Raw genomic sequence first — 25,481 nt, forward strand, 5'->3', positions numbered from 1 at the left:
GCGTCAAGGACCGTGCGATAGGACAGCGCTAGAAGCGGCCATCCATGTGGGACAACCGCAAAGACACAGATCCATGCGCACATTCATCAATTTCGGCGGCTTTCTTGCCGCATCCCTGCTTCTGGTTTCGGGCCTTGCTCAGGCCGGCGAACGCACCTATCCGAACCGGGCCAAACTCGGCGAAGCGCTGTTCAACGATGTCAATCTGTCGAAGAACCGCAGCCAGGCCTGCGCCACCTGCCATATGCCGGATATGGGTTTTACCGATCATCGCGAAACGAAGGCCGGGCTTGCCGTGTCGCTCGGCGATGACGGAAAATCGCTCGGTGACCGTTCGGCGCCAACGGCCGCCTATGCCGCCTTCAGCCCGACCTTCGGCAAGAATGCCAAGGGCGATTATGTCGGCGGCCAGTTCTGGGATGGGCGTGCGGCAACGCTTGAAGATCAGGCGGGTGGACCGCCCCTGAACCCGATCGAAATGGGCATGCCGGACGAAAAGACGGTGGCCGAACGCATTGCCGAAAATCCGGATTATGTCGCTGCCTTCAAGGCCGAGTTCGGCGAGGATGTGCTTTCCGATCCGGCCAAGACCTATCAGGCGCTGCGTCAGGCCGTGGCCGAATTCGAACGGACGCCGGAATTCTCGCCCTTCGATTCCAAATATGACCGGTATCTGCGCGGCGAGGAAAAGCTGACCGAACAGGAAGAGCTTGGCCGTACCCTGTTCTTCTCCACCCAGTTCACCAACTGCAATCTCTGCCATGACATCAAGGGCACCGACGGCCGGTTCGAGACTTCGACCTTCTCCTCGCACAAATATTTCAACATCGGCGTGCCGGTGAATGAAGCCGCGCGCAAGGTCAATGGTGTGGCCGCCGATCATGTCGATCTCGGGCTTGCCGCCAATCCGGCCGCCAAGGATGATCCAACGGCGCGCGGCCGTTTCAAGACGCCGACCCTGCGCAACATCGCCGTCACCGGTCCTTACATGCACAATGGCGTGTTCAAGGATCTGCGCACGGTCATCCTCTTCTATAACAAGTACAATTCGAAGCGGAAAAGCCGCCAGATCAATCCCGAGACCGGCAAGGTCTGGGCGGCACCGGAAGTGGCCGATAATCTGGCCAAGACCGAACTCGAAACCGGTCCGGGCCTTGATGACCAGCGCATCGATGCTCTCGTCGCCTTCCTGAAGACGCTGACCGACAAGCGCTACGAGCCCCTGCTGGAAAAGTGAGGGGGGACTCAGTCCCTTTCATCAATGCGCAGATAGAGATAGAGCGGCAGCGCCAGCGACAGGCCGACGGTGAAGCTTGCAGGCAGCACCAGCCACCAACGCCTGGTGCCGGTGCGCGCCGCATCGACGAACGACCAGACCCAGAAAACCGAAATCGACAAAAGCACATCGATGGAAAAGCCGCCGGCGGCACCATTGGCAAACAGGCTGGTGATGAAGGCGGCAAGATCGAAGCCGTTGGCCGAGAAGAACGACCCGAAGAAGAACCAGGGCAAAAGGGTGCCGGCAATGGCCATGATGAGATAGAAGGTCTTGAGGGACATGGATCTCTTTCGGGTCTCGTAGAACAGGCCCCATCATAACAGGTCTCTCGTCAAGGGTCAGGCACAGTCGGAGCCTTTGCCGGGTGCAAAGGGTCGCAGGCCGCTCTCCGACAAAAACTGTTGTGGAGCAACGGTTCGTAAAAGAATAATCTGGCGGCTCTGTTCGTTGCTCTTCGGGTGCTCGCAATCGCCCGCACCGAACCCGTTGCATCCTGCCGGAGACTGTCATGAAAACCCTGCTCGCCCTCCTTCTTTCCGCCACCACCGTTGCGCCGGCATTGGCCGATGAACGCACCGAGACGGTGAAATTTGCCGCCGGCGCCAGTTCGGTCACGCTCAAGAGTTCACTCAAGGGCTATGACGGGATCAATTACAAGATCGGTGCCCGGGCGGGGCAGGTGATGGCGATCAGCTTCAAGCCGAGCCATGGTTCCTGCTATTATATCGTGCGCGAGCCCGGCAAGGATGAAAACCTTTTCGACGGCACCATGGATGGCTATGACTATTCGGGAACCTTGGCGGCCGATGGCGACTATACGGTCATGGTGTTCCAGATGCGCAACGCCGCCCGCCGCAACGAGACCTGCAAGTTCGCGCTCACGGTTGCGATCGGCGGCTGATTTCAGGCTCTGGCAGTCATGGTCGCTTTCCTTTCGAACGATGGTCGAGCGCGAACAGTCCTGCAATGCCAAGGATTACCATGACGACGCCGATCCAGTTGCTGCCCGAATAGCCGAGCGTTGCCGCGCCGATCGAAAACGCCAGGGCACTCATGCCTGTGGAAACGAAAGAGGTGATCTGGTTGAGCGACGTCCCAAACCCGGGCCTCTCGGGCGAAAGTTCATGATAGTAGGACAACGGCAGCGACAGGATCGCCGAGACCCCGCAGGCATTCGGGATCGTCAGCAGATAGATCTCGATCGGCGTCGAAGCCTGGCTGATCAGTGCGAGGAAAACTGCATAGATTACAGTGCCGATACCCAGTACCTGCAGGACGGTCAGTCTCTGCAGACACATGCCCCACATCAGCATGAAGGGAATTTCCAGCCCGGCCGTGAAGCCGGCAACGAACCCGACATCGGTGATCTTCCCGCCAGCAAGGCCAGTCATGATCAGCGGTTGGATCACCGATAGCAGCCGCGGCGCCGCTGTAATTAGCGACATGGACACAACAAGGCCGATCATGTTGGCGGCGGTCAGTTCACGCAGCGAGGCGAAGAAGGGTGAACGCGGCGCATCCTGCGATCGTTCGAGCGAGGGCATCAGAAGCCAGACGATTGTGAAGCTCGCAAGACAAGCGACAGCGGAAAAGCCCCAGGCTGGTAAGAGGCTGTTCGAGTTTGCGAGCCAGAGCGCGATCAGTCCCGGCACCAGAATCCAGGATCCGGAATAGAGTGCACGCACGACCTGTGTCACTGCGCTGGCTTCACGGTTGCCGAGGGGGGAGCTGAATGCGCGGATCGAGGAGAACAAAAGCGCGAAACTGGCATTGGACAGCGGCACCAGCAGCACGGCGGCGAACACAAAGACAGCCATGTGTGGCAAAAGATAAACAAGGCCAAAACCGATGATGCCAGCAAGATTGACAAACAGAATCATGGGCTTGACATTGCGTATGGCATCGGAAACCAGCGCGATGCTGACGCCATAGACCAGATTGGCGAGGGCAATGACGAACAGCAACAGCGACAGCATGACGTTGCTCATGCCGAATTCCTTGATCGCTACGATCGAAAGATAGGGTAGAGTTGCGCCGTAGGTCAGGCCGGTTGAAAAGAGTGCGATCGTCGCGACCCGGATGGCGGGATTGTGCAGGATGATCCTTATGGCGGCAAGCATCGGCAAGCGTTCCTTTCGCATCCTCCATCGGCAATTCGGATGGCGATCTCAAGTCAATTGAATTGATGTGAAACATCGGTGCGGGTGAAGAATACCGTTGAGGTCGCCGCCGAATTGTCCGCCTTTGCGGCTGCGAAGAGGGCTTATACCTAGCGTCGATGATAGGAATCGATTGCGCCTGCCAGACCAGCGCATGGCTCAACCTTCGATCCTTGTTTCGAAGCGAGCAGCGGCAAGTCGTGCCGAAGCCGTTCCTGAAACAATTGAAACAAGATTGCCGTCTGCAAGAAGAAGGACTGAAACAATAGGCCTTAAATGTGGTCCCAACAAACCGAGGGATTTCCACAATGGCAAAGACATTCATTCCGGGCGGCGAAGCCGTCTTCATCGCTGACAAGGCAGATACGACCTACATCCTGAAGGCCGGCACGTCGCTGTCGGTCATGGCAGATTCTGCCATCGATGCACACGATGCCGCCGCCAACCGCACGTTCCTGCTCAACGGCAGCATTTCGGGTTCCAATATCGGCATTGTCGCCGGTAGCTATTTTTCCCAGCCGGAAAATCTCGATGTCCGGGTCGGAGCCAATGCCTATATCAGCGCGCTCAACGCGGGCGTTACCGTCTATTCCAAGCATGGCAGCATTGCCAACGCCGGCACAATTTCCGCAACCGCCAACGAGAGCAAGGCGATCTACTTTGAAGGCTCGGACGGCACGATCGAAAACAGCGGTTCGCTTTCTGCCTATTACGGAGTGAGCGTCACCGGCGACGATAACAGCGTCGTCAACAGCGGCACGATCAACACCACCTATAAGGGCGTATTCTTCAATACATCCTCAGGCGACGAGAACAGCCTGAACAACAGTGGTGTCATCAAGGCCGTTCATCCCGGCTTTGCAACTTTTGGCGTTTCTGGCGACGGCGGAAATGAGCATATCACCAATTCCGGCCGCATCGTCGGTGATATCTTTTTGCAAGGCGGCAACGACACCTTCACGTCGAAGGGCGGCACGGTAAAGGGCGAGATCATCGGCGGAGAAGGCAGCGATACATACCGTATTGACAGCAGTGCCTTTGTGATCACCGAGGAAGCCGACCAGTCCGGCATCGACCGGGTCTATACATCCGCAAGCTACACGGTCGCCACGGGTATCGAACAGACAACGCTCACCGGCAAGGCCGACATCAATCTCACTGGAACGATTGTTTCGGATGTTCTCAACGGCAACCGGGGTGACAATAGAATCGTCGGCGGTGTCGGCCTCGATTATATTACAGGTGGGGCCGGTAATGATCGTCTGACCGGCGGTCCGGGCGGCGGCGTTTTGGATACCGTCGATATCTTCTTTTTCAAGGCGCATTCGGGCCACGATGTGGTGAACGATTTCCAGGATGGCATCGATCGGCTCAATCTCGCCAACTACAAAGGCATCGAGGGGTTTGACGATCTCGATGGTCACATCAAGCAGGTCAATGACGAAACCGTCGTGATCTCGCTTCTGGACGGCGACACGATCCGCCTCAAGAATATGGATCTCGCCGATATCACCGCGGCGGACTTCCAGTTCTGACAGACCATGGCCGACGGGCCGTGACAGGCAAGACGAATCCTGAAAGCCTGGGCAGCAATGCTCCGGCTTTCGCCTTTTGCTGCGACTTTTGCCGGATATGTTTGAATTGAGGCCGACGTGTCCGATCAAATCCGTTCGGTTGTTGCACGAGCGTTCCGATTACCTCTTTCGCGGACGACCGCGCGAGGCATTTCGCTTCTTCGGGGCCGCATTTTCGTGTCGGCGAGACAAAGTCAAACGATCATAAATTGTTTGTGCCGGGCGGCGAACTTCGGGATTGGAGTCGAGCAAATACTGTTCGCCTCTTATGTATGCGGAAAATGCGGCATAGATAGGCGCGACCCGGTCCGCAAAGCCGGTTTCTTCCATCCAGATGAGCAAACGCTCACCAAATCCTTTGCGTTCCGCGAGCTTCAGCAAACGCTCAAAGTCATCTGCGAAATCCCATCCTTCCTGGACAAGATCTTTCTCGAGGACCGCCGCAAGGTGCGTTGTCGCAGACCCGAAATTCTCTTGCGCCAGTTCCAGGCCCGCATCCAGCAGACCAGCCCCCCCGGAAGGCAATTCCCGCAGGTTTTCGCGGATGGCGCTGGCTTCAGACAGACGGTTGTTTAGAATATAAAGCCAAGCGAGATTGGCATTCGCGAGAAGGGGGATTCGTGTCGAGGCCGCCTTGTAAAGAGCCTCAGCGCGCGCGATATCTTGGCCGAGATCCAGCAACAAATTGGCAAGACGGACCTGGATTGATTGAACAAGTTCCGTATCTAGCCCTTTTTCTCCTGAAATCCGATCGAGCGCTCGCTCATAGGCCGCAATTGCGCCTGTTGTGTCGCCGTTAAAGCCAAGGACAAAAGCCTTGTTGAATAGAACTCCTGCAACCAGTTCCCGCAATTCTGGTCGGTCGTCATCACAATAACGAGCAATGAGCTCGTCATAGGCGGCAATCTCGGCAACCGTTTCGCCGTTCTGGCCATAGGCGACTCCCTTGTAGGCCAGCGCCTTGGCAACCAGTTCCCGCAACTCAGGTCGTTCGTCGTCATGATAGTTGGCGATAAGCTCGTCACAAGTGGCTATCGCGCCTGCCAAGTCGCCATTCTGGCGAAGAGCATAGCCTTTGTTGAATAGCGCTTCGGCAACTTGTACGCGCACTTCCGGTTGATCATCCTTGCCATAGCGAGCGACAAGCTCGTCGTAAGCCGCGACTTCGGCCGTCGTATCTCCAATTCGGCTAAGCGCATCTCCCTTGTTTCGCAGCGCCTTGGCCACCAGTTCACGCAATTTAGGCTGTTCGTCCTCACCATAGCGGCTGATGAGCTCGTCATAGATACCTATCTCGTTCACCGTTTCGCCGTTCTGGCCATAGGCAATTCCCTTGTTGGTCAGCGCCTTGGCGACCTGCTCCCGCAACTCTGATCGTTCTTCATTAACATAGCGGGCGATGAGCTCGTCATAGGTGGCAATCGCGCCTGCCATTTGGCCGTTTTGGCGAAGAGCAACGCCCTTGCTAAGCAGCGCTTTGGCAACCTGTTCCTGCAATTCGGCTCGTTCGTCTTCGCGATAGCGTTCGATGAGCTCGTCATAGGCAGCAATCGCTGCTGTCTTTTCGCCTTTCTGGGAAAGTGCAATGCCCTTGTTTCGCAGTGCCTTTGCGACGTCTTCCCACAATTCGGGCCGTTCGTCCTTGCCATAGCGAGCGATAAGCTCGTCATAAGTCGCAATTTCGGCCGTCGTATCGCCAATGAGGCCAAGGGCAACACCCTTGTTTCGCAGCGCCTTGGCAACCAGTTTTTGAAATTCAGAACGCTGGTCTACACCATAGCGCGCGATGAATTCGTCATATGCAGTGATCGCAGCCACTGTGTTCCCATTCAGGCGAAGGGAAACGCCCTTGATGAGCAGCGCAAACGCAGCCTGTATTTGTAGCTCGATCCGTTCGTCATTGCCATAGTGGGCACCAACTTCATCAAAGGCAGCGATTGCCGACACTATGTCGCCGTTCTGGCCAAACGCAATGCCTCGCTGGATCAAGTTAACAGCGTCAGAAAAGTCCTCGTCGTCAATGGTTCGAGCCGTATCGGTAGTTTCCACCCCATCAGGCCCAAGCCCTAGGCGCGGAGATGTTCTTGCATGTTGTTCATCCTCGTGTATCGGCAGCGCGCAACTACGAATCGCTTCATTCAGGGCAAATTCGAAATCCGGTGATAATCTTTCCGTGTAACCTGAAGAAACTGTACGGTTGGCTAATTTGTTGAGATCACTCGACGAGTAGAAATTGGTCAGAAAGCTGACCAGCCAGCGCATTTTCTGTTTCGTCCGTCTGGTACCATGCCGCATCAGGTACCAGATATTCAAAAAACGCTCGACAATCTGGTGCCCCGCATAGGAGCCGGATGTTTGCGTCTGTTCGATAAAGCCATCCTTGCGCAATCTTGCGAGCAGCGGCGATAATGTTGTGGATGCGATCCGTGTCTTTTTGGAGAGTTCGCCGGTGGTGACAGGATCCCAATGAAGCGCAATCGCATCAATAACAGCGCGCTGTTGCGGCGTTTGATACTCTTCCACGCGCGATTTGTAATAGGGGGTCACCTGGTCAAGCAGAACTTCAAGATCAGCCATGGCCGCCTCGGTCTCATTAACCTCCAGGAGACGGTAAATCAGCGTGAGAATACGGGGATTCCCCCCCGTCAAAACATGAAGCGTCTTCAGTCGCTCCGGTTGGGTATCGAGCACTTCCAAAACGTGAAGACCATGTGGGCCGCGTCGCGCCGCAAGCGAGCGCATGCAGTACTCAGTTTCATGTTCATTCAGGGGTTCAAGATGATGAGGTTGAAAAAACTCGTAAAATGCCGCGTCTCTGTCCGCGTTGTCCTCTAAATAATGCGCAGCAGCTCCGATGATTATGGGGCCATTGTTGGCTTGCAGAAACCGCCGGAGTGCCCATTTGTCCTCACTTGGTAAGGCATTGAGGATGAGATCGAGATTGTCGACCAACAACACGGCCCGCCGATTCAGCTGCTGCATTTCCTTTCTGAACTGTTCACCAGCGCGTAGCCCGTTGGCCCACGTTTCATTTGCCAGCTCTCGGTCTAAGCGGTCTGCGAGATCGTTTTTTGCATTCGCCTCGCCCCATTCAGCCAGAGCTTCCCCACAGTTGCGCCAAAAATCATCGAGGGTAAGGACGTTGTATTGCTCCTCGCGGAATCCCAAGGGAATGTAGCGCGATGACAGGTCCGGCGTTTCCGTGATCGCGATGGCAAGTCGCCGCAAAAGCGTTGTCTTGCCCATGCCTCGCGGGCCGATCAGAATGTTATGGTGCCCCAAACCACTTTCATCTGCCACTTTCAGTCTTCGAATGAGCGCATCCAGCATATCCCGGCGCGCCGTAAAATTCGCCACGAAATCAGCGTCATTGAGGCTGGAGTGATTGTAGAGAGCCGTCGCGGGTGGTTTTGTCATTCTGCTTCATACTCAAGCCAGTATTTACGGACCAGACCGGAACGAAAAACGTAGCGCTCACCATTCTTCATGATCAGGCCATCATTGCAAAGCATTGATAATATGTCCATTGTCTGTCGTGAGCTGAGGTGCCCCTGCGTTTGAGACAGATGGGCATTTATGGTGTCCCGGCGCTCACCTTCTACAGTCCGCGACAAAAGGCCAAGGATTTGTTTTGCGATATCTCTGTCGATTGCTGGCAAGTTTTTATCGACATGCTCGCGCCAAACGGCAAACTCGGAGCGCCTGTTAGGTTGAAGCAGTTTGGCGAAGGCGGCGTCTATGTCGCGCATGGTTGCCAATGGAAGAGCATGGTCCGGAATCGTGTCGGATGGTCGAACCTCGTTGGCGACCATTTTCAGGTAGTAAGGAGCAAGCCACCCCAACTCCGAGAACATATAGTCGAAATCCTCGTCGCGCGCATCGAACAGGTGAGTAATCTGCTGCTGAATCTTGGCGTCACGAATGAATGAGCGCGCCTCATCCGGCTTGAAGGGTTCGAGAACAAAAGTTTCGAAATCCACGAAGGCGCCTTCCAAGCCGTAACGTCTGGCAATTGTGTCAAGGCCGATGGAACCCGTAATGAGCCATCGGACATTTTTGTACTGCTGCTGCATGGCGCGCAGCTTGTAGGCAAATGCGTTCGCATCGCGTGGGTCTTTTTCTGCGAGAGCCAGGAAAAAATAGGCTACTTCATCAACAATAATCGCCGTCTTTGGATGCGTATCATTCAGCGATGCTATCAGTATGGCTGAAAACTCGATTGGGTCCACTTTGCCAAGGGCTTCCATCGGCTTGTCGCCCCACTGGCCGGCCAAAACCGCACCAATTCGTTGACGCGCATGTGCAAAGAAGCGCTCCTTTGCGGTATTTAGCCCTTCAATTCGCGAGCACAATTCTCGGGCAAATTCGCTCGGCGTCCGAATTCCTTCCACATCGACTTCGACAGCATGCCATCCGTCATCGCGAAGGTCCTGGGCAAGCCGATTTATAAGCCATGTTTTGCCAATGCGCCTGGGTGCTGGCATGTGAATGCTTAACCCGGCTTCCAGCTTGCGCTTGAGTAGGTTGCGCTCAGTCGTGCGGTTATGCATTTATCGCTCCATGAAATTATTCAAAAATGAATATATTCAAAATAGAATAAATGTCAACATCCTGTCTCGCCGCCATTTATCAGGCGACCCCTATTGCTCACATCAGCGCCAGCCGTCCAACGGCCGGGATCTTGAGGGCGGGGCGGGAGATGTCGAAGCCCGCCACCAGCCCAAGCAGATGCACCTCGAAGCCGCTCTTGGAGCCGGCCGACAGGCCAACCAATCCATAGAGGGTCAGGTTGAGATTGCCGCTCCGGTCATAGAAGGCGAAGTCGCTCGGGCCGAGAAAATCGCGGCCCACGGCATTGGGTGGCAGCACGGCATCGATCTCCGGCACCGCCCGCATGATGGTCGCGACGAACGTGTTCGAATTCGGCCCCGGCCAGAGCGTGTAGCTGCCTTTCTGATTGTAGCGATATTCGGCAATTGCCTTGCGAATGTCGGGGATGAGGGCTGCAGCCTTGTCCCCCTCCGCCTGCCAGATGATTTCGGGCCGGTTGGAATACCAGCGCCCATCGGGCTCGTATCCGTTCTGGCGCACCGGTTTGCCCCAGCCCACCACGTCGAAACGGTCATAGTTGCTGGCACCGGCATCCTTGATCACGATCCAGCTATGGACGGCAAAGGCTCCCTTGAAGCCGCCGGTGCGGGCCGCGAGAATAGAGATGCGCGCCCTTTTGTCCTTCGCCGGGTCCGGCAGCAGCCTGGCCGAACTCCAGTCGGCGGCGCGCCAGTTGGCGGGATGCGTTTGGCTGGCCCAGTAGGCCGCAGCCGCCAGGCTCGGGACCAGATAGACGAGCCCGATCAGAAGGGTGAGACGCTTGAAGAGCCGCATGTCGATTGATTTCTCCCCTGATTTTTGTCATCCCCGGAGGCAGAAGCAGTTTTCACCGGCCATTCGGGCGGTTTGAGGGAGAGATCATGGCAAATCCGGTACTGGTCGAGGTCACACGCGGCAACCTCGTCGAAAGCCGCCATCGCGGCATGGTGGCGATCGTGGATGGCGATGGCACACTCGTTACCTCGCTCGGCGATATCGATCTGCCGGTCTTTCCGCGTTCGGCATGCAAGGCCATGCAGGCGCTGCCGCTGGTCGAAAGCGGTGCGGCGGATGCCTTTGGTTTCGGCAATCGCGAACTGGCACTGTCGGCCTCGTCGCATTCGGGCGAGCCGGAACATGTGGCGGTTGCTACCGCGATGCTGAAGGCGGCCGGTCGCGATGAGAGTGTGCTTGAATGCGGTGCCCACTGGTCGTTCGAACAGCCGGTGCTGATCAGGCAGGCTCGCAGCCTCGATCATCCCACGGCGCTGCACAACAATTGCTCGGGCAAGCATGCCGGCTTCGTCTGCGCGGCCTGCCATGTCGGGCAGGACCCGAAAGGTTATGTCACCTATGATCATCCGCTGCAGGCCGAGATCCGTGATGTGATGGCCGATCTGACCGGTTCACCGCTCGGTCATGACAATTGCGGCACCGATGGCTGCTCCATTCCCACCTATGCGGTGCCGCTGCGGACGCTGGCTTCCGGCTTTGCAAAGATGGCGACCGGCATCGGCCTCGGCACCGAGCGGGGCAGGGCGGCGCGCCGCATCATCGAGGCTTGCATGGCCGAACCCTTCTATGTTGCCGGAACCAGACGCGCCTGCACGCGGCTGATGAAGGTTGCCCCCGGTCGCATCTTCGCCAAGACCGGCGCCGAAGGTGTCTTCTGCGCCGCCATTCCGGAACAGGGGATTGCCATCGCCCTCAAATGCGAGGATGGCACCACCCGCGCTGCCGAAAGCATGGTGGCTGGTCTTTTGGCCCGCCGGTTCCGGGACGAGCCGGAGATCGCCGATCAGCTGATGGGGATCGCCAATCACACGATGCGCAACTGGAATGGTATTGCCGTTGGCGATGTTCGTGTCACGGATGCGCTCTTTGCCTGATCCTGTTCCGGTTTGATACGCAGGCGCTTTCGATCGGTCGCCTTTGTCAGAAGCCGGAAACCCAGATGCAAGACTTTCCGCACAAGGCGGGTGGAATCGCTATTCTATCGTCTCTTCCTGATGCAGCCTTTGCCGGAGGAGACGATGTACGCAGGCCGATATCTCTGGTGGAACATGATGGCCGCAATCGGCTATCTCTTCTTCGCGATCTATTTCTACTATCTGGAATGGGTCGTGATGCGGCTGTCGAACTGCGCTTCGGTCGCCGGCTCCTGCGGCGCCCTCGATGCCAAGCTCAACGGCCTCCTCAGGCCCTATGGCCTGCTCGCGATGGGCATCGTCGTACTCACAGCTGCGGTCTTGCGCATCTGGTATCTGCGCATCAGCCCGATCTGGGGGCTTGCCCTCTTCATCTGGTTCGGGGCTTCGGCCGAATTCTTCTTCAATTTCGGCTCGCTCTGGTTTGCCCGCATCGATATGGTCACTATTCTCTCGGATATGCCGGTCGAGGTGCTGTTCCTCGCAGCTCTGATCGCATTCCTCTCCTTTCCGCTCGAACTCTATCCCCGCACTCCCGAGGGCGGATTGCGCGTCATCTATTATGTCGCGGGCTTCACCGCTTCTTATTCCTTCACGCTGTCGCTTGCCAATTCCGCCGAGGCGCTCGAACTGGTGCGGCGGGTGACGCGGTCCGAAACCATCGCCGCATCCTTCGAGGTCTTCCAGCAGCAGACCCGCTTCCTGCTTGGGATGGGCGCGTTCGGGCCGATGCCGCTGGTCGTCGCCCTTGGCATATTCATCAGTGCGCTCACCTATCTTCTGGCCATGCGTCGCACCCCTGGCGGATTGTCGGCACCCATGCCGGCCTGAAACATCCTCCGATTCCGAAGGGTTTGACGAACCTTCACTCTGGTGGCACTTTGTCGGCGGGGAAGGATTGCTGATCGATTCAGATTAATGCAATCAGGGATTGTTATTTGAGCTGCGATCGGTCGAGCTGTTGCCGGTCGCATGTCACGGCAGGGTTAAACTCGCAACATCTCGCCGGCTATTTTGTCGCGCGATCGACTTGAATGCAGCGCGTTGAGGCTGACTGCACGCCCCTTCATGTTCGTGTCATATTGTTCGCAATTATAATAGTAATACAACTGAACGATTTTGTTTGAACTTTTTGTCGGTTTTTGAAATGATGGCACCGTTCGGCTCCGCAAGCGAAGGAGGTGTCGCTGCGGACTGGCTGCCGAACCCAACTGGGAGAGAAATAATGTTGAGAAAAGTTCTTCTGGCGGGTCTGTCCGCCGCATCCATTCTTATGGCGGGTACGGCAGCCTTTGCAGCCGATGTGACGCTGAAACTGCATCAGATGCTGCCGCCGCAGGCAACGATCCCGTCGAAAGTGCTCGCCCCCTGGGCCGAGAAGGTGAAGGCAGAGTCCGGTGGTCGTATCGAAGTCGAGCTCTATCCTGCGATGCAGCTGGGCGGCAAGCCGGCCGACCTCGTCGACCAGGCCCGCGATGGTGTCGTGGACGTTATCTGGACCGTCATCGGTTATACGCCGGGCCGCTTCCCGAAGACCGAAGCCTTCGAGCTTCCCTTCATCATGACCAATGCCGAAAAGACCTCGGTTGCCTTCTATGAATATTACGAGAAGAACCTGAAGGACGAATTCGCCGATTATCACGTGCTGGCCGTGCACACCCATGGTCCGGGTCTCCTGCACACCATTCCGAGCAAGCAGATCAAGAGTGTCGAGGATATGGCCGGCATGAAGCTGCGTGGTACCTCGAAGGTGGTCAACGCGATGCTGGAAGCCATGGGCGCCTCGCCGGTCGGCATGCCGGTGACGGCGGTTCCGGAATCCATCTCCAAGAGCGTCATCGAAGGCACCGTGGTTCCCTGGGAAGTCACGCCCTCGATCAAGATCGCGGAACTTGCGCCCAACCATACCGAGTTTGCCGGTGACCGCGGTCTCTACACCGCCACCTTCCTGTTTGCTATGAACAAGGATGCCTACGAGGCGCTGCCGGACGATCTGAAGAAGGTCATCGACAACAATTCCGGTATCGAACTGGCCCGCACCTTCGGCAAGGCCATGGATGCAGGCGACGCGCGCGGCCGCAAGATCGCCGAGGAAGCCGGCAACACCATCATCAAGCTCGATGAGGCTGAAACCGAAAAGTGGAAGCAGCTTGCTCAGGGCGTGACCAATGCCTGGATCGAAGAGATGAACGGCAAGGGTCTGGACGGCACGACGCTCTATAACGACGCCGTTGGCCTGATCGACAAGCAGAACTGATCCGACCAGCAGGCTCCGGAGACGAACATGCAAGACAAGAACACATCCGGAGCAGCCGGACGGTTTGTTCATGCCCTCGCGGAAGGGGTGGCGATTTTCGGCGGCCTTTGCCTGGTCGCCGCCTCCATTCTCACGGGCATCTCGATCGTCGGCGCGCAGGTTTATAAACCGCTGCCGGGGGAAATCGAACTGGTCGAGATTCTTTGTGGTCTCGCCGTTTTCGCCTTCCTGCCCTTCTGCCAGCTCAAGAAAGGCCATGTCGGCGTTGATCTTCTGATCAACGCCCTTGGCTCCGGCGCCATCCGCTGGACCCAGCTGATCGGCGATATCATCATCACCGTGCTTCTGGCCCTCATCGCCTGGCGGCACTGGCTCGGCACGGTCGACAAGTTCCACAATGGCGAGTTCACCCCGATCCTCTTCGTGCCGCTCTGGTGGGGCTATGCCGCCTCGATGGTGCTGTTGGTCGTGGCGGTCATCGTCGGTGTCTGGTGCATCTTCTCCGACATTCGCGACATCCGCCGTGGTGCGCAGATCGAAATTCCGCTGGGAGTCCACTGATGAGCAACGTCGAAATCGGGCTCTGGTCCTTCCCCGTCCTGATCCTGCTGGTCTTTCTGCGCGTACCGATCGCGGCCGCCATGTTGGGAACCGGCATCATCGGCACCTGGCTGGTCACCGGCAAATGGATCGTCATCCTCAACCAGCTGAAGGCGGTGGCCTGGAACACCAATGCCAATTATTCGCTGTCGATCATTCCGCTCTTCCTGCTGATGGGGCAGTTCGCCGCCCGTGGCGGTCTTAGCCAGGCGCTGTTCAACGCAGCGGCCGCCTTCCTCGGTCATCGCAAGGGCGGCGTCGCCATGGCGGCGGTCGGCGCCTGTGCGGGTTTCGGCTCGATCTGCGGTTCGTCGCTGGCAACCGCGGCAACCATGGCTCAGGTGGCATTGCCGGAATTGCGCCGCAACGGCTATGCCGGTGGCCTCGCCACGGCCACGCTTGCGGCTGGCGGCACGCTCGGCATCCTCATTCCGCCATCGGTCGTGCTGGTGCTTTATGCCATTCTGACCGAACAGAACATTGCCAAGCTGTTTCTGGCAGCCTTCGTGCCCGGCATCATCGCGGCGCTTTCCTATCTCACAGTCATCGCCATCTATGTCCGGCTGAAGCCCGAAAGCGCCGGCACCGTTGCCCGGCTTCCGTGGGCGAACCGCATTCCGGCGCTGATCGCTGTCTGGCCGGTTCTGCTAATCTTCTTCCTTGTCGTCGGCGGTATCTATCTCGGCTGGTTCACGCCCACCCAGGCGGCAGCCGTCGGTGCGGTCGGTACCGGTCTCATTGCCTGGTGGCGCGGCGGGCTTGGGCAGGGTGCTCTTTTCCAATGCCTGCGCGAGACGGCGGTCTCATCCGGCATGATCTTCTTCATCGTGCTCGGTGCCTCGGTATTCAATTCCTTCCTCGCCTTCTCGCGGCTGCCGCAGGTGGGCGCGGAATGGGTGACGGCACAGGGCTTTACCCCGATGACGGTGATGATCATCATCCTGGTGCTCTACATCATCTTCGGCTGCGTGATGGACTCGCTCTCGATGATCGTGCTGACGGTGCCGATCTTTTTCCCGATCGTGACTGCGATGGATTATGGGCTGTCGCCGGAACAGTTCGCCATCTGGTTCGGCATTCTGGTGCTGATGGTGGCTGAAATCGGCATGATAACACCACCTGTGGGGCTCAATCTCTTCATCATCGCGGCCATGGCCAAAGAGGTGCCGATCCGCGAGACCTACAAGGCGATCATCTGGTTCGTCGGTGCCGATCTGTTGCGCATCGTCATTCTCACAGCCTTCCCGATCATCAGTGTCTTCCTGATTTGAGAAAGGCCGGAGGTCGTCGGACCTCCGGCCTTCGTATCATGATAAACCCTGTCGCGCCCGGATGAACCGTCCGGGCGCGATTGACGTCAGAGAATGAAGTCGCCGCCGCGCAGCACGATGGAATCGTCGAGCCGGATGATCATGTCGGCATTGCCGTCGCCATTCATGTCGCCATAGATGAAAGTGTCGCCACCGGACCGGTCCGTCCTCAGTTCGCCGGCGACATTGTGGAAATTCCGGTCGCCAATGAAGGTGAAGGCATTGTTGCCGCTCGCACCCTGTTTGGCATCGATCAGATGAAGGTCGATCTTGTCGGACTGGCTGCGCGAAAAGTCCATGATGATGTCGGCGCTGGCCTTGGTCTTGCCGGTTTCGTGACTGCCGAACTGGAACGTATCCGTGTTGGCACCGCCGAGCAGAGTGTCGACGCCATCTCCTCCAACAATCAGGTCGTTGCCATTGCCGCCGGAGATACGGTTATCATTCGTATCGCCGAACAGCTTGTCGCCAAAGGCTGAACCGGTCAGGTTCTCGATCAGGTTGAAAGTATCGCCGGTCGATTCGCCCTGGTTGGAGCCGGTGTTATCGAGATGGACGACAACCATGGCGCCGGCATCCGCATAGGTCGCCGTATCGGTGCCACCACCGCCGTTGATCTTGTCGGCTCCCACGCCACCGCGGATCGTGTCAAAGCCGATGCCGCCCTGAATTTCGTCATTGCCGCCGCCGCCCGTAATCTCATCGGCGCCGCGCATGCCGAAGAGCTTGTTGACACCGGCACTGCCGACAATAGTGTCCTTGCCATCACCACCGACGGCATTTTCGATATTGGTGAAGATGGTCGAAACGCCGTCGATGCGCCCGGCATTGCCGTTGAGTCGAATGACGCTGGCCGTCGTTACCGCCGATGCATTGACCACATCCGACGAACCGCCATTGCTGTCGACGACATTGCGAACATGGCCGCTCACACCGTCATAGTCGGAATAGTTGTCGGTATAGATATAGCGGTCATCCGTCGCGTCGTCGCCCCAGGTCCTGATGACGAGATCGGTGATAGTGAGCGTATCGCCGCCCGTATCATCCACCACTTTGACGGACCAGTTGCCAAAGGAGCGTTCGCCGCGGAAAGCCTGGCTTTCGAAGGTCCAGGTGCCATTGAAATCGCCGCCGCTCGCCTGGTCGGCGATCAACTGGCTCGTCGTTCCATCAGGTGAAGTCAGATAGACCTCCATATCGGCAAGGAATGTCGTGCTGAAGGTCATGGTCACCGTCACGCGTTCGACGATATCATTGAAGCTGGTCGTACCGGAAAAAGTGGATCCGACGCTGTTGCCATCTGGGATCAACTGGGACGAATTGACCAAGTCCATGAAGGTCGCGACTTGGTTGGCGCTCTTCTGCGCATCGTTCGTTCCATACAACCAGGTTTCAGACATACGTACGGCTGCCAGGGCATCGACCAGGCCATAGCCATAGTCGTTGGAAAAGTGCATGCCACCGCCGTTCCAAGTACTTGCGCTGTTCCAGCCCCAATCGAAAAATTCGGAACCGGAGTGGACCGAGCCGATCGTGCTGCCGACATGGCGGGCGGAACTCGCCAGAATGTTCTGCACATCGCGCCAGCCGAGATCGTCATTGGCATCCAGCATCAGCGCGACAACGCCCGAGACCATCGGCGCCGCGGAGGACGTGCCGTTGAACGTCGTTGTGAAGTTGCCGTTGGTATAGCCGGCGGAGCCGCGCCGGTCGGTTGTTACCACTTCGCCCGGGGTTCCGAAACCGGAAACGAGTACGGCAGCGCCATAACTCGAATAGGAGGAGACAAATCCATCCTGATCGACGGCGGCCACCACCACCTGGCGGGTGTCGTTGGTCCAGTCATCGGCATTGACGTCATAATCGTCGGTGGCGCCAATGGAGGCGCCGCGCGAATTGCCGGCCGATTTGACGATGACCGTGCCGAGACCGCCACGCCCGCCATCGACGGCCGATCCGATCGCCGTTTCGATATCTGTGAACATGGCAGCATTGTAACCGTTGCGGAATTCGCTGCTGAGGTCGTTGGCGATCCCCTGGCTGATGTTGATCACATCGCCGCCTGCCGCAGAGGCCGCAGCACTTGTGATGGCGTCTCCGATATGATCAAGCCAGGTGTTGGTGATGAAGCCGTCGACACGATAGCCGACGAGGGTCGCGCCGTAGGCGACGCCCACGGCACCCGTGCCATTGGCGGCAGCGCCGATGATCCCGGTGACAGCGGTGCCATGAGCGTCTGTCGAGAGCCCGAATGGGTCTGTTGTGGCATCGGCGTAGTCGAAGTCGAGATCTGTACGATAGTTCGGAGACAGATCGGAATGGAGATAGTCGAACCCGTCGTCAATCACGAAGACTCGAATACCTGCGCCGGTATAGCCAGGACCTTCACCGGGGTTCCAGACCTTGCGCACATTGAGATCAAGAAGCCCGGCCACGGAATTCCCGAGGTGCCATTGCTGGCTGAGAAGCGGATCAGATGGTAGCGCCATTTTCGGTCTCCTTCTTGGAAAGTACCGAACTTCTACAATGGGAATATATGTAGAACACAGATCTATATTGAAGGCGAGTCAAAACAATTGTGAAAAGGCGCCATAATAAGAAGTTTAAATTGATGCTGCGATGGATAAAATCCTTGATTTTAAATTGCGCGTGGGAAATACTTTAGATTGTGTTGATCGCATGCATAACTTCGGATGGCGTGGCCGGCATCAACGGACGCCGGCATGGCTGGCGGCGATTAACAGGGTTCGTCAGCCGCCGCTCTTGCACCAGGGGTCGCGGTCGGGGTCCGAGCCCAGTGTTTCGACAAGGTAGTCGACGAACAGCCGCGTTCGTGCCGGCAGGAAGCGTTTGTGCGGGTAAAGCACATGCAGGTTCAGGGCGCCTGCGTCGTGGTTCGGCAACAGGGTCACCAACCGTCCGGCCGCAATGTCGCCGCCGCAGACGAAGGTCGGCAGCACGGCTATGCCGCTGCCATTGAGCGCCAGACGGTTGAGAGTTTCGGCACTTGTGGACAGAATGCGCGGTTGCAGGCGGATCTCCACGCGATTGCCATCGCACTCGAAGGCGAGATTCACCCACGGCGAGGGCACGCTGAAGGCGAGGAAGACATGGCGGGTGAGATCCTCAGGCGTTTCGGGTTCGCCATGACGTTCGATATAGTCGGGACCGGCAACGACCCGGAAATGCGAGCGGGCCAGCCGACGCCCGATCAGGCTTCCATCGAGTGTGCGCGCCACCCGAAGCGCAAGGTCGAAGCCGTCCTGCACCAGGTCCACCTGCCGATTGGAGAACTCAAGAAACATATCGACATCCGGATGCAGGTCGAGGAAGCGCGAAATCAGCCGCGACAGATGCGTGTCCCCGAATTCGGCTGGAGCTGTGATCCGCAGCGTTCCCCGCGCACTCTGTGTCACCTTGCCGGCCTCGGCTTCGGCATCGTCGATTGCGGCAAGGATCGACAGGCACCGTTCAAAATAACTCTGGCCGGCGGCGGTGGTCGACAGATGCCGGGTGGTGCGGTTCAGAAGCCGTGCGCCTACCTTGTCCTCGAGTTGCGAGACATGCCGCGTCACCATGGCGGGCGACAGGCGCAACTGGCGGGCAGCGGCTGAAAAGCTGCCGAGTTCCACCACCTTCACATAGGCTTGCATGCTGGCGAACCGGTCCATGGGCGATCCATTGTTTACCTGGAGTAAAAACAATCTTTGATGGAGGAGGTATTATCGTCTCTTTGATCAACAATTACAATCCAGGCATCAACAACGGATGGAGCCTTGAATGTCCAATACGCTATTGCAGATCGATTTCCCCTATGCTGGCCCGATGGGCGCCGAAATGACCACAGCCATGGATGGGCTCGCGCACGATATCGCCACGGAGGCCGGCTTCCTCTGGAAGATCTGGACCGAGAATGCCGAAACCGGCCGGGCTGGCGGCATCTATCTGTTCGCGGATCGCGACAATGCCGCCCGCTATCTGGCCAAGCACACTGCCCGGCTTGCCGGCTTCGGCATCACCGGCATTGAAGCCAAGACCTTCGATGTCAATGTGCCCCTCTCTGCGATCACCAAGGCGAGCTTCGTCTGACGGAGAAAGACATGTTCACAACACTCGCCGAATTGCAGGTGCAGGATCTTGCGGGATTTCTCGCAGTTTTTGCGACGGGTGGAGCCGGATTGCGCCAACGTCACGGCGCCAAGCGTGCTGATGTGTTTGCCTATCCGGAAGATCCGAACCGTGCCTTCGTGATCATCGACTGGCCGGATGCGGCGGCATTCGCCGCCTTTCGCGCCGATCCGGATGTCCCGTCGATGATGAAATCCGGCGGGCTTATGGCGCCGCCGGAGTTCCGTATTGTCAACCGGATCGCACAATTGCCAGCTTGATCGGCAACATGGTCCACTTATACCGGGGCGCGACCAGTTGCGCCCCGATATCCTGATCAGGCGGCGAACACCTTTTCGCGCAGCGGCCGGAACTTCACCACCGAGCCGCGCTCGGCTGTCGCATCGAGGGGCACTTCGATTTCGATCGGACGCGCATTCGCCTTGTCGCCGACATCGAGTTCGATGATGCGGGCGCCGGCGAGACGGCGCGCGGAGGTCACGCGGCCGCTGATGCCATCGCCTTCCGAAACGAGTTCGGCATCGCGCGGGCGGAAGAACAGCTTGCCTTCGCCTTCATGATCATGCCGGAGACCGGTCGGTGCGCCCAGATACTGCACCTGGCCGCCGGAAACGGTGACTGGCAGTTCGACACTGTCGCCGATGAAGGAGAAGACGAAGGGCGAGTTCGGCCGGTCATAGACATCGTCCGACGAGCCGACCTGTTCGATCTTGCCCTGGCTCATGACGACGACACGGTCGGCGAGTTCGAGCGCCTCTTCCTGGTCGTGGGTGACAAAGATGGTCGTATGGCCGGTGCGGTCATGGAACTCGCGCAGCCATTTGCGCAGTTCCTTGCGCACCTTGGCGTCGAGCGCGCCGAACGGCTCGTCAAGCAGCAGCACGCGCGGTTCGATCGCCATGGCGCGGGCAAGGGCCACACGCTGGCGCTGGCCGCCCGAAAGCTGGTTCGGATAGCGCTTCTCAAGTCCGGTCAACTGCACCATGTCGAGCAGTTCCAGCGCCCGGCGGCGGATTTCCTGCTTCGGCGGCCTTGTGGCGCGCGGCCGCACCGTCAGGCCGAAGGCGATGTTGTCGAGGATCGTCATATGGCGGAAGAGCGCATAATGCTGGAACACGAAGCCGACATTGCGCTCCTGCACCGGCTTCCAGCTTGCATCTTCCTGGCCGAAGAAGATGCGGCCGGTCGTGGGCCGTTCGAGGCCGGCGACCAGACGCAGAAGCGTCGTCTTGCCTGAGCCGGACGGGCCGAGGAGCGCGATCAGTTCGCCCGAGCGGATCGAGAGCGAGACATCGTGCAGGGCGGGGAAACGGTCGAATTCCTTGCGGATCTTGTCGATACGGATTTCCATGAGAGAGACCTCAATGCGAATTGTTGCCGGAAAGACCATGCGAGTAGAAGATCTCGAGCAGGGTCCGGACGGTAAGGGTGATCAGCGCGAGCAGCGCCAGGAGCGAGGCGACGGCAAAAGCGGCAGCGAGATTGTATTCGTTATAGAGAATCTCGACATGCAGCGGCATGGTGGTCGTCAGGCCACGGATATGGCCGGAGACGACCGAAACCGCGCCGAATTCGCCCATCGCACGTGCGTTGCAGAGCAGCACGCCATAGAGCAGGCCCCACTTGATGTTGGGCAGCGTCACCCTGAAGAAGGTTTGCCAGCCATTGGCGCCGAGCGTGATCGCGGCCTCTTCCTCGGCCGTTCCCTGTTCCTGCATGAGCGGGATCAGTTCGCGGGCGACGAAGGGGAAGGTCACGAACACGGTGGCGAGCACGATGCCCGGAACAGCAAACAGGATCTCGATCCCATGGCTCTTGAGCCAGGGGCCAAGCAGGCTGTGCGAACCGAACAGCAGCACATAGACCAGCCCCGAAATGACCGGCGAGACCGAGAAGGGCAGGTCGATGAGCGTGATCAGGAACGCCTTGCCCTTGAATTCGAACTTGGCAATCGCCCAGGCGGCGGCAACCCCGAAGACGAGATTGAGCGGCACGGCAATGCCGGCAACCAAGAGCGTCAGCCGGATCGCGGCCAGCGCATCGGGTTCGGCCAGCGCTTCGAGATAGGTCGACACGCCATTGCGAAAGGCTTCCACCAGCACCGAGATCAGCGGCAGGATGATGATGAGCGTCAGGAATAGGAAGGCGGCGCCAAGCAGCAGAATCTCGACGAGGGCCGGTTCGGAGGTGGGCGAACGCCAGCCTCTGCGGGGGGCGGCGGTTTCGGCGCGGGTTTCAGCTTGCATTGACGTATCTCCGGGTCCAGGCCTGGATGAGGTTGATGACGAACAGCATCAGGAAGGAAACAGCCAGCATCACGGTCGCGATTGCGGTCGCACCGGCATAGTTGAACTCCTCAAGCTTGATGATGATCAAGAGCGGCGCGATTTCCGACACATAGGGAATATTGCCGGCGATGAAGATCACCGAACCATATTCGCCGGCACCGCGGGCGAAGGCGAGCGCGAACCCGGTCAGGATCGCCGGCGTCAGTGAAGGCAGGATCACACGGGTGATCGATTGCAGGCGGCTGGCGCCGAGCGTCGCCGCGGCCTCCTCGACTTCGCGGTCGATCTCCTCGATCACCGGCTGCACGGTGCGCACGACGAAGGGCAGGCCGATGAAGATCAGCGCCACGACGATGCCGGCCGGCGAAAAGGCGATCTTGATGCCGAACCATTGGAAGAACTGCCCCACCCAGCCGTTCTTGGCATAAAGGGCTGCGAGCGAAATGCCGGCCACTGCCGTCGGCAGCGCGAACGGCAGGTCGACGATCGCATCCACCAGCCGCTTGCCGGGAAAACGATAGCGCACCAGCACCCAGGCGATGGTGACGCCGAAGACAACATTGATGAGCGCGGCGACAAGCGCGGTGCCGAAGGAGATCTTCAGCGCATTCAGCGTCCGTTCGTCGGTCAGAAGCTCGCCATAGCCGGAAAAGCCGATCGAGGCCGAATGCAGCACAAGCCCGGCCAGCGGAATGAGGATGATAAGGGTCAGCCAGGTGACAGTAACGCCGAAACTGAGCCCGAAGCCCGGTATGACGCTGTGTCGCCTGAAGCCGATCGCCTCTGTAAGAGGTTTCGACGACATGGTATTCCCCGTTTCGTTTCAAGTCAGGAAAACTTTGTTTTCCAATGATTTATTATGTTTTGTTTCCCCTCCCCAACCCCTCCCCCTTGTAGGGAGGGGCTGGGGAGGGGGCTTTCCTCAGTTCGCCGGCTTGTAGATCTGGTCGAAGATGCCGCCATCGCCGAAATGTTCGGGCTGCGCCTTCTTCCAGCCGCCGAATTGCGGGTCGTCGATGGTCACGAGATTGAGAGCGGGCAGCTGCGCGGTGCCTGCCGGCAGCAGATCCGGCAGCGACGGCCGGTAATGATGCTTGGCGGCAAGCGTCTGGCCTTCGGCGGAATAGAGATATTTCAGATAGGCTTCAGCGACCTTGCGGGTGCCCTTGGCATCGACATTGCCATCGACCACGGTCACTGGCGGCTGCGCGAGGATCGACAGCGACGGCGTGACGATCTCGAAACCTTCGTCCTTGAATTCGTCGAGCGCCAGATAGGCTTCGTTTTCCCAGGCGAGCAGCACATCGCCGATTTCGCGCTGGGCAAACGAGGTCAGGGCGCCACGGGCACCGGTATCGAGAACCGGGGCGCGTCTGTAGAGGTCGGCGATATAGGCCTTCACCTTGTCCTGGTCGCCGCCGAATTCCTTGTTGGCCCAGGCCCAGGCTGCGAGATAGTTCCAGCGGGCGCCACCCGAGGTCTTGGGGTTCGGTGTCACGATCTGCACGTCACCCTTGACGAGATCGCCCCAGTCCTTGATGCCCTTGGGATTGCCCTGACGCACCAGGAAGACGATCGTCGAGGTGTAGGGCGAAGAGTCGTGGTCGAGACGCTTCTTCCAGTCGGCCGGGATCTTGCCGGTCTTGGTGGCGATCGCATCGATATCGCCCTCGAGCGCCAGCGTCACGACATCGGCATCCAGGCCGTCGATCACGGCGCGCGCCTGCTTGCCCGAACCGCCATGCGACTGCTGGACGGCGACATCCTCGCCGGTTTCCTTCTTCCAGTGCGCGGCAAAGGCTTCGTTGAATTCCTTGTAGAACTCGCGGGTCGGATCATAGGAAACGTTGAGAAGCGTGGTCTGCGCAAAGGTCGGCAGCGCCGTGGTCAGAGCCAGGCTGAGGCCGAGCGCCAGGCCGGCGACGCGCTTGAATGTGGACTTCCGAGACATTGTGTCCTCCAGACATTGAATGCGTCTTAACTCTATCTAGTAGGTAGAGTATGTCAACAAGGTCTATTAAGTAAGCAATGAACCTGCGGGAATTGTCCTCGGATTGGAAAAGCAATGGTGTCAGGGGATGGGTGGCGAAATGAAGCCCGTGGATAGGACGGGCTGCAGAGAATAAAATTTCGCCGCAAAACGCCCGGTTTCGGAGCGTTCTTGCATTTTTTCAAGGGAAAAACGGAGAGTTTGCCGCAGTCGGGCGTGCCGATTCCTCAACCCGACAGCATCAGCACGGTGGTCGGGAAGGGCGTAGAAACGCATCGCCTGCCGATACCAAGCGTCGATGATAAGAACCGCTTGGTATTGCAGGCGACGCGTGTCAGGTTTTAAAAAATGAAGTTCTTGGCGGTTAGCGCCGCATCGTTGAGTATTTCGATTGTGAGAATGTCGCCGGCACCAAAGTCTATGACTGTTTCGTGGCCATCGGTTACTGTGAACTCGGCCAGTTCGCTGAAGTTCGAAAACCCGAGATTGTCCTTGATGGCGATTCTGTCATTGGCCACATCGAAGTCAGCGAAATAGTCGTGGTCAGAACCGAGACCGAACTGCAGGATTTGTCTGCCCGTACCTCCGGAAATGCTGTCGTCGCCCGCCCCGCAATCGAATCTGCTTTTGCCTTCGCCGCCGAACACGCTGTCATCGCCCGCACCCGTGTTGAAAAAGATCGTGTCCTGGTCGCCGCATTCGAAAATGTCGGAAAAACGGCTGCCAATGATCTTGTCGATATGCGCGAAGGAGTTCAAGGTTGCACTATAAATACCAAACTCGCCAAATTCCAGACCTACATAGAGTGATCGGTGATCTCCCGACTGATCGAGGCCCGGATTGAAGCGCGAAAAATCGAGAATGTCCCTGCCCAGTCCGCCATCCACCAGGCTGCCCGTTTCGAAAGACCGCAAAATGATCCGGTCATTGCCGGCGAGCGCATAAAGGCTGCTATCGTCCATCGTGGACTGGAAGAATATCTGATCGTTGCCGATGGTTCCGATCGTGCTGTCGGCACTCCTGATGAGCTGTTTCGCCAATCCACCGAGAGACTTTAAGTTCGGAATGTCATCGATATCGGTCAGCTTTGCCAGTTCGCGGCCTTGATCATCGGTCAGAACAAGGCTTGTCAATTCTACTGCCCTTGCTCCCGTGAAGCCTGTAACGAGAAAGTCGCCTTTCATCGTTAGTTGATATCCATCGGCATTCGACAGGCGGACCTCATGCATCGATACGTCTTCGACCGTCAGGCCTTTGAAAAGATTTACCCAAAAGTCATTTTTCGTCCCGAGGGACGTATATTGAAGTTCGCTCACGATCGCCTCCTGATTGCATAATGCAGTCTAGGATTGCTCGCTTGCGTCGGGCTTGCAAATGA

The 25,481-nt window shown here is 58.1% G+C and carries 22 protein-coding genes; 10 read left to right on the forward strand and 12 right to left on the reverse strand.

The features are described from left to right. Positions 1-73: 73 nt before the first annotated feature. Positions 74-1,237: a cytochrome-c peroxidase gene (locus tag Q4481_RS03175; RefSeq protein ID WP_304374834.1), complete on the forward strand. Its 1,164-nt coding sequence runs from the start codon at positions 74-76 to the stop codon at positions 1,235-1,237. Between the two features lie 8 nt (positions 1,238-1,245). Here the strand turns inward: Q4481_RS03175 and Q4481_RS03180 are convergent, their stop codons facing one another. Continuing rightward, positions 1,246-1,560, reverse strand: coding sequence for a DUF2834 domain-containing protein (locus Q4481_RS03180; RefSeq protein ID WP_304374835.1), 315 nt, complete (start codon positions 1,558-1,560; stop codon positions 1,246-1,248). A gap of 227 nt (positions 1,561-1,787) precedes the next feature. On the opposite strand from Q4481_RS03180, the gene Q4481_RS03185 reads away from it, so the two are divergent. Further along, positions 1,788-2,180, forward strand: coding sequence for a hypothetical protein (locus Q4481_RS03185; RefSeq protein WP_304374836.1), 393 nt, complete (start codon positions 1,788-1,790; stop codon positions 2,178-2,180). A 16-nt stretch (positions 2,181-2,196) separates the two neighbouring features. Here Q4481_RS03185 and Q4481_RS03190 read toward each other — a convergent pair whose 3' ends face one another. After that, a complete protein-coding gene (locus Q4481_RS03190) occupies positions 2,197-3,399 on the reverse strand; it encodes an MFS transporter (protein WP_304374837.1) in 1,203 nt (400 codons plus the stop codon). Positions 3,400-3,746: 347 nt separating this feature from the next. Between Q4481_RS03190 and Q4481_RS03195 the strand changes: the two genes are divergently transcribed. Continuing rightward, complete coding sequence (locus tag Q4481_RS03195; RefSeq protein ID WP_304374838.1) at positions 3,747-4,973, forward strand: calcium-binding protein; 1,227 nt, start codon at positions 3,747-3,749, stop codon at positions 4,971-4,973. Between the two features lie 159 nt (positions 4,974-5,132). Here Q4481_RS03195 and Q4481_RS03200 read toward each other — a convergent pair whose 3' ends face one another. From Q4481_RS03200 to Q4481_RS03210, 3 genes are all read right to left on the reverse strand, one after another. Continuing rightward, a complete protein-coding gene (locus tag Q4481_RS03200) occupies positions 5,133-8,429 on the reverse strand; it encodes a tetratricopeptide repeat protein (RefSeq protein ID WP_304374839.1) in 3,297 nt (1,098 codons plus the stop codon). Further along, complete coding sequence (locus Q4481_RS03205) at positions 8,426-9,562, reverse strand: P-loop NTPase family protein (RefSeq protein ID WP_304374840.1); 1,137 nt, start codon at positions 9,560-9,562, stop codon at positions 8,426-8,428. Before Q4481_RS03205 ends, Q4481_RS03200 begins: the two co-directional genes overlap by 4 nt. 97 nt (positions 9,563-9,659) lie before the next feature. Beyond that, complete coding sequence (locus Q4481_RS03210; protein WP_304374841.1) at positions 9,660-10,397, reverse strand: DUF3750 domain-containing protein; 738 nt, start codon at positions 10,395-10,397, stop codon at positions 9,660-9,662. 86 nt (positions 10,398-10,483) lie between these two features. On the opposite strand from Q4481_RS03210, the gene Q4481_RS03215 reads away from it, so the two are divergent. The 5 genes from Q4481_RS03215 to Q4481_RS03235 all read left to right on the forward strand — a co-directional run bounded on the left by Q4481_RS03215 (position 10,484) and on the right by Q4481_RS03235 (position 15,658). Beyond that, positions 10,484-11,491: an asparaginase gene (locus tag Q4481_RS03215; RefSeq protein ID WP_304374842.1), complete on the forward strand. Its 1,008-nt coding sequence runs from the start codon at positions 10,484-10,486 to the stop codon at positions 11,489-11,491. Between the two features lie 144 nt (positions 11,492-11,635). Continuing rightward, a complete protein-coding gene (locus tag Q4481_RS03220; RefSeq protein WP_304374843.1) occupies positions 11,636-12,361 on the forward strand; it encodes a hypothetical protein in 726 nt (241 codons plus the stop codon). Between the two features lie 394 nt (positions 12,362-12,755). Next, on the forward strand, positions 12,756-13,787 hold the full coding sequence (locus Q4481_RS03225) for a TRAP transporter substrate-binding protein (protein ID WP_304374844.1): 1,032 nt from the start codon (positions 12,756-12,758) through the stop codon (positions 13,785-13,787). A gap of 27 nt (positions 13,788-13,814) precedes the next feature. Next, the gene (locus Q4481_RS03230; protein WP_304374845.1) at positions 13,815-14,348 is read left to right on the forward strand and encodes a TRAP transporter small permease; all 534 of its coding nucleotides are present in this window, start codon (positions 13,815-13,817) and stop codon (positions 14,346-14,348) included. Then, entirely contained in the window at positions 14,348-15,658 is a 1,311-nt protein-coding gene (locus Q4481_RS03235; RefSeq protein ID WP_304374846.1) for a TRAP transporter large permease, read from the forward strand. Before Q4481_RS03230 ends, Q4481_RS03235 begins: the two co-directional genes overlap by 1 nt. Positions 15,659-15,744: 86 nt before the next feature. On the opposite strand, the gene Q4481_RS03240 is transcribed toward Q4481_RS03235, so the two are convergent. Together Q4481_RS03240 and Q4481_RS03245 are read right to left on the reverse strand one after the other, a co-directional pair. Next, positions 15,745-18,186, reverse strand: coding sequence for a S8 family serine peptidase (locus tag Q4481_RS03240; RefSeq protein ID WP_304374847.1), 2,442 nt, complete (start codon positions 18,184-18,186; stop codon positions 15,745-15,747). A gap of 261 nt (positions 18,187-18,447) precedes the next feature. Then, on the reverse strand, positions 18,448-19,368 hold the full coding sequence (locus Q4481_RS03245; RefSeq protein ID WP_304374848.1) for a LysR family transcriptional regulator: 921 nt from the start codon (positions 19,366-19,368) through the stop codon (positions 18,448-18,450). A 109-nt stretch (positions 19,369-19,477) separates the two neighbouring features. Here Q4481_RS03245 and Q4481_RS03250 point away from each other — a divergent pair, with 109 nt between their 5' ends. Both Q4481_RS03250 and Q4481_RS03255 read left to right on the forward strand, forming a co-directional pair. After that, positions 19,478-19,786: a monooxygenase gene (locus Q4481_RS03250; protein WP_304374849.1), complete on the forward strand. Its 309-nt coding sequence runs from the start codon at positions 19,478-19,480 to the stop codon at positions 19,784-19,786. Positions 19,787-19,797: 11 nt separating this feature from the next. Next, the gene (locus tag Q4481_RS03255; protein WP_304374850.1) at positions 19,798-20,085 is read left to right on the forward strand and encodes an antibiotic biosynthesis monooxygenase family protein; all 288 of its coding nucleotides are present in this window, start codon (positions 19,798-19,800) and stop codon (positions 20,083-20,085) included. Positions 20,086-20,141: 56 nt separating this feature from the next. Here Q4481_RS03255 and Q4481_RS03260 read toward each other — a convergent pair whose 3' ends face one another. The 5 genes from Q4481_RS03260 to Q4481_RS03280 all read right to left on the reverse strand — a co-directional run bounded on the left by Q4481_RS03260 (position 20,142) and on the right by Q4481_RS03280 (position 25,419). Beyond that, complete coding sequence (locus Q4481_RS03260) at positions 20,142-21,176, reverse strand: sulfate/molybdate ABC transporter ATP-binding protein (protein ID WP_304374851.1); 1,035 nt, start codon at positions 21,174-21,176, stop codon at positions 20,142-20,144. Positions 21,177-21,186: 10 nt separating this feature from the next. Beyond that, positions 21,187-22,071: a sulfate ABC transporter permease subunit CysW gene (gene cysW, locus Q4481_RS03265; RefSeq protein ID WP_304374852.1), complete on the reverse strand. Its 885-nt coding sequence runs from the start codon at positions 22,069-22,071 to the stop codon at positions 21,187-21,189. After that, the gene (gene cysT, locus Q4481_RS03270) at positions 22,061-22,918 is read right to left on the reverse strand and encodes a sulfate ABC transporter permease subunit CysT (RefSeq protein WP_304374853.1); all 858 of its coding nucleotides are present in this window, start codon (positions 22,916-22,918) and stop codon (positions 22,061-22,063) included. The genes cysW and cysT overlap by 11 nt, the downstream gene beginning before the upstream one ends. A 117-nt stretch (positions 22,919-23,035) precedes the next feature. Further along, positions 23,036-24,064, reverse strand: a complete 1,029-nt coding sequence (locus Q4481_RS03275) for a sulfate ABC transporter substrate-binding protein (RefSeq protein ID WP_304374854.1) — start codon at positions 24,062-24,064, stop codon at positions 23,036-23,038. 380 nt (positions 24,065-24,444) lie between these two features. Then, positions 24,445-25,419, reverse strand: coding sequence for a hypothetical protein (locus Q4481_RS03280; RefSeq protein ID WP_304374855.1), 975 nt, complete (start codon positions 25,417-25,419; stop codon positions 24,445-24,447). Positions 25,420-25,481: the final 62 nt, after the last annotated feature.

Source organism: Fluviirhizobium alvei (assembly GCF_030551875.1).
Lineage (GTDB): Bacteria > Pseudomonadota > Alphaproteobacteria > Rhizobiales > Rhizobiaceae > Rhizobium_E > Rhizobium_E alvei.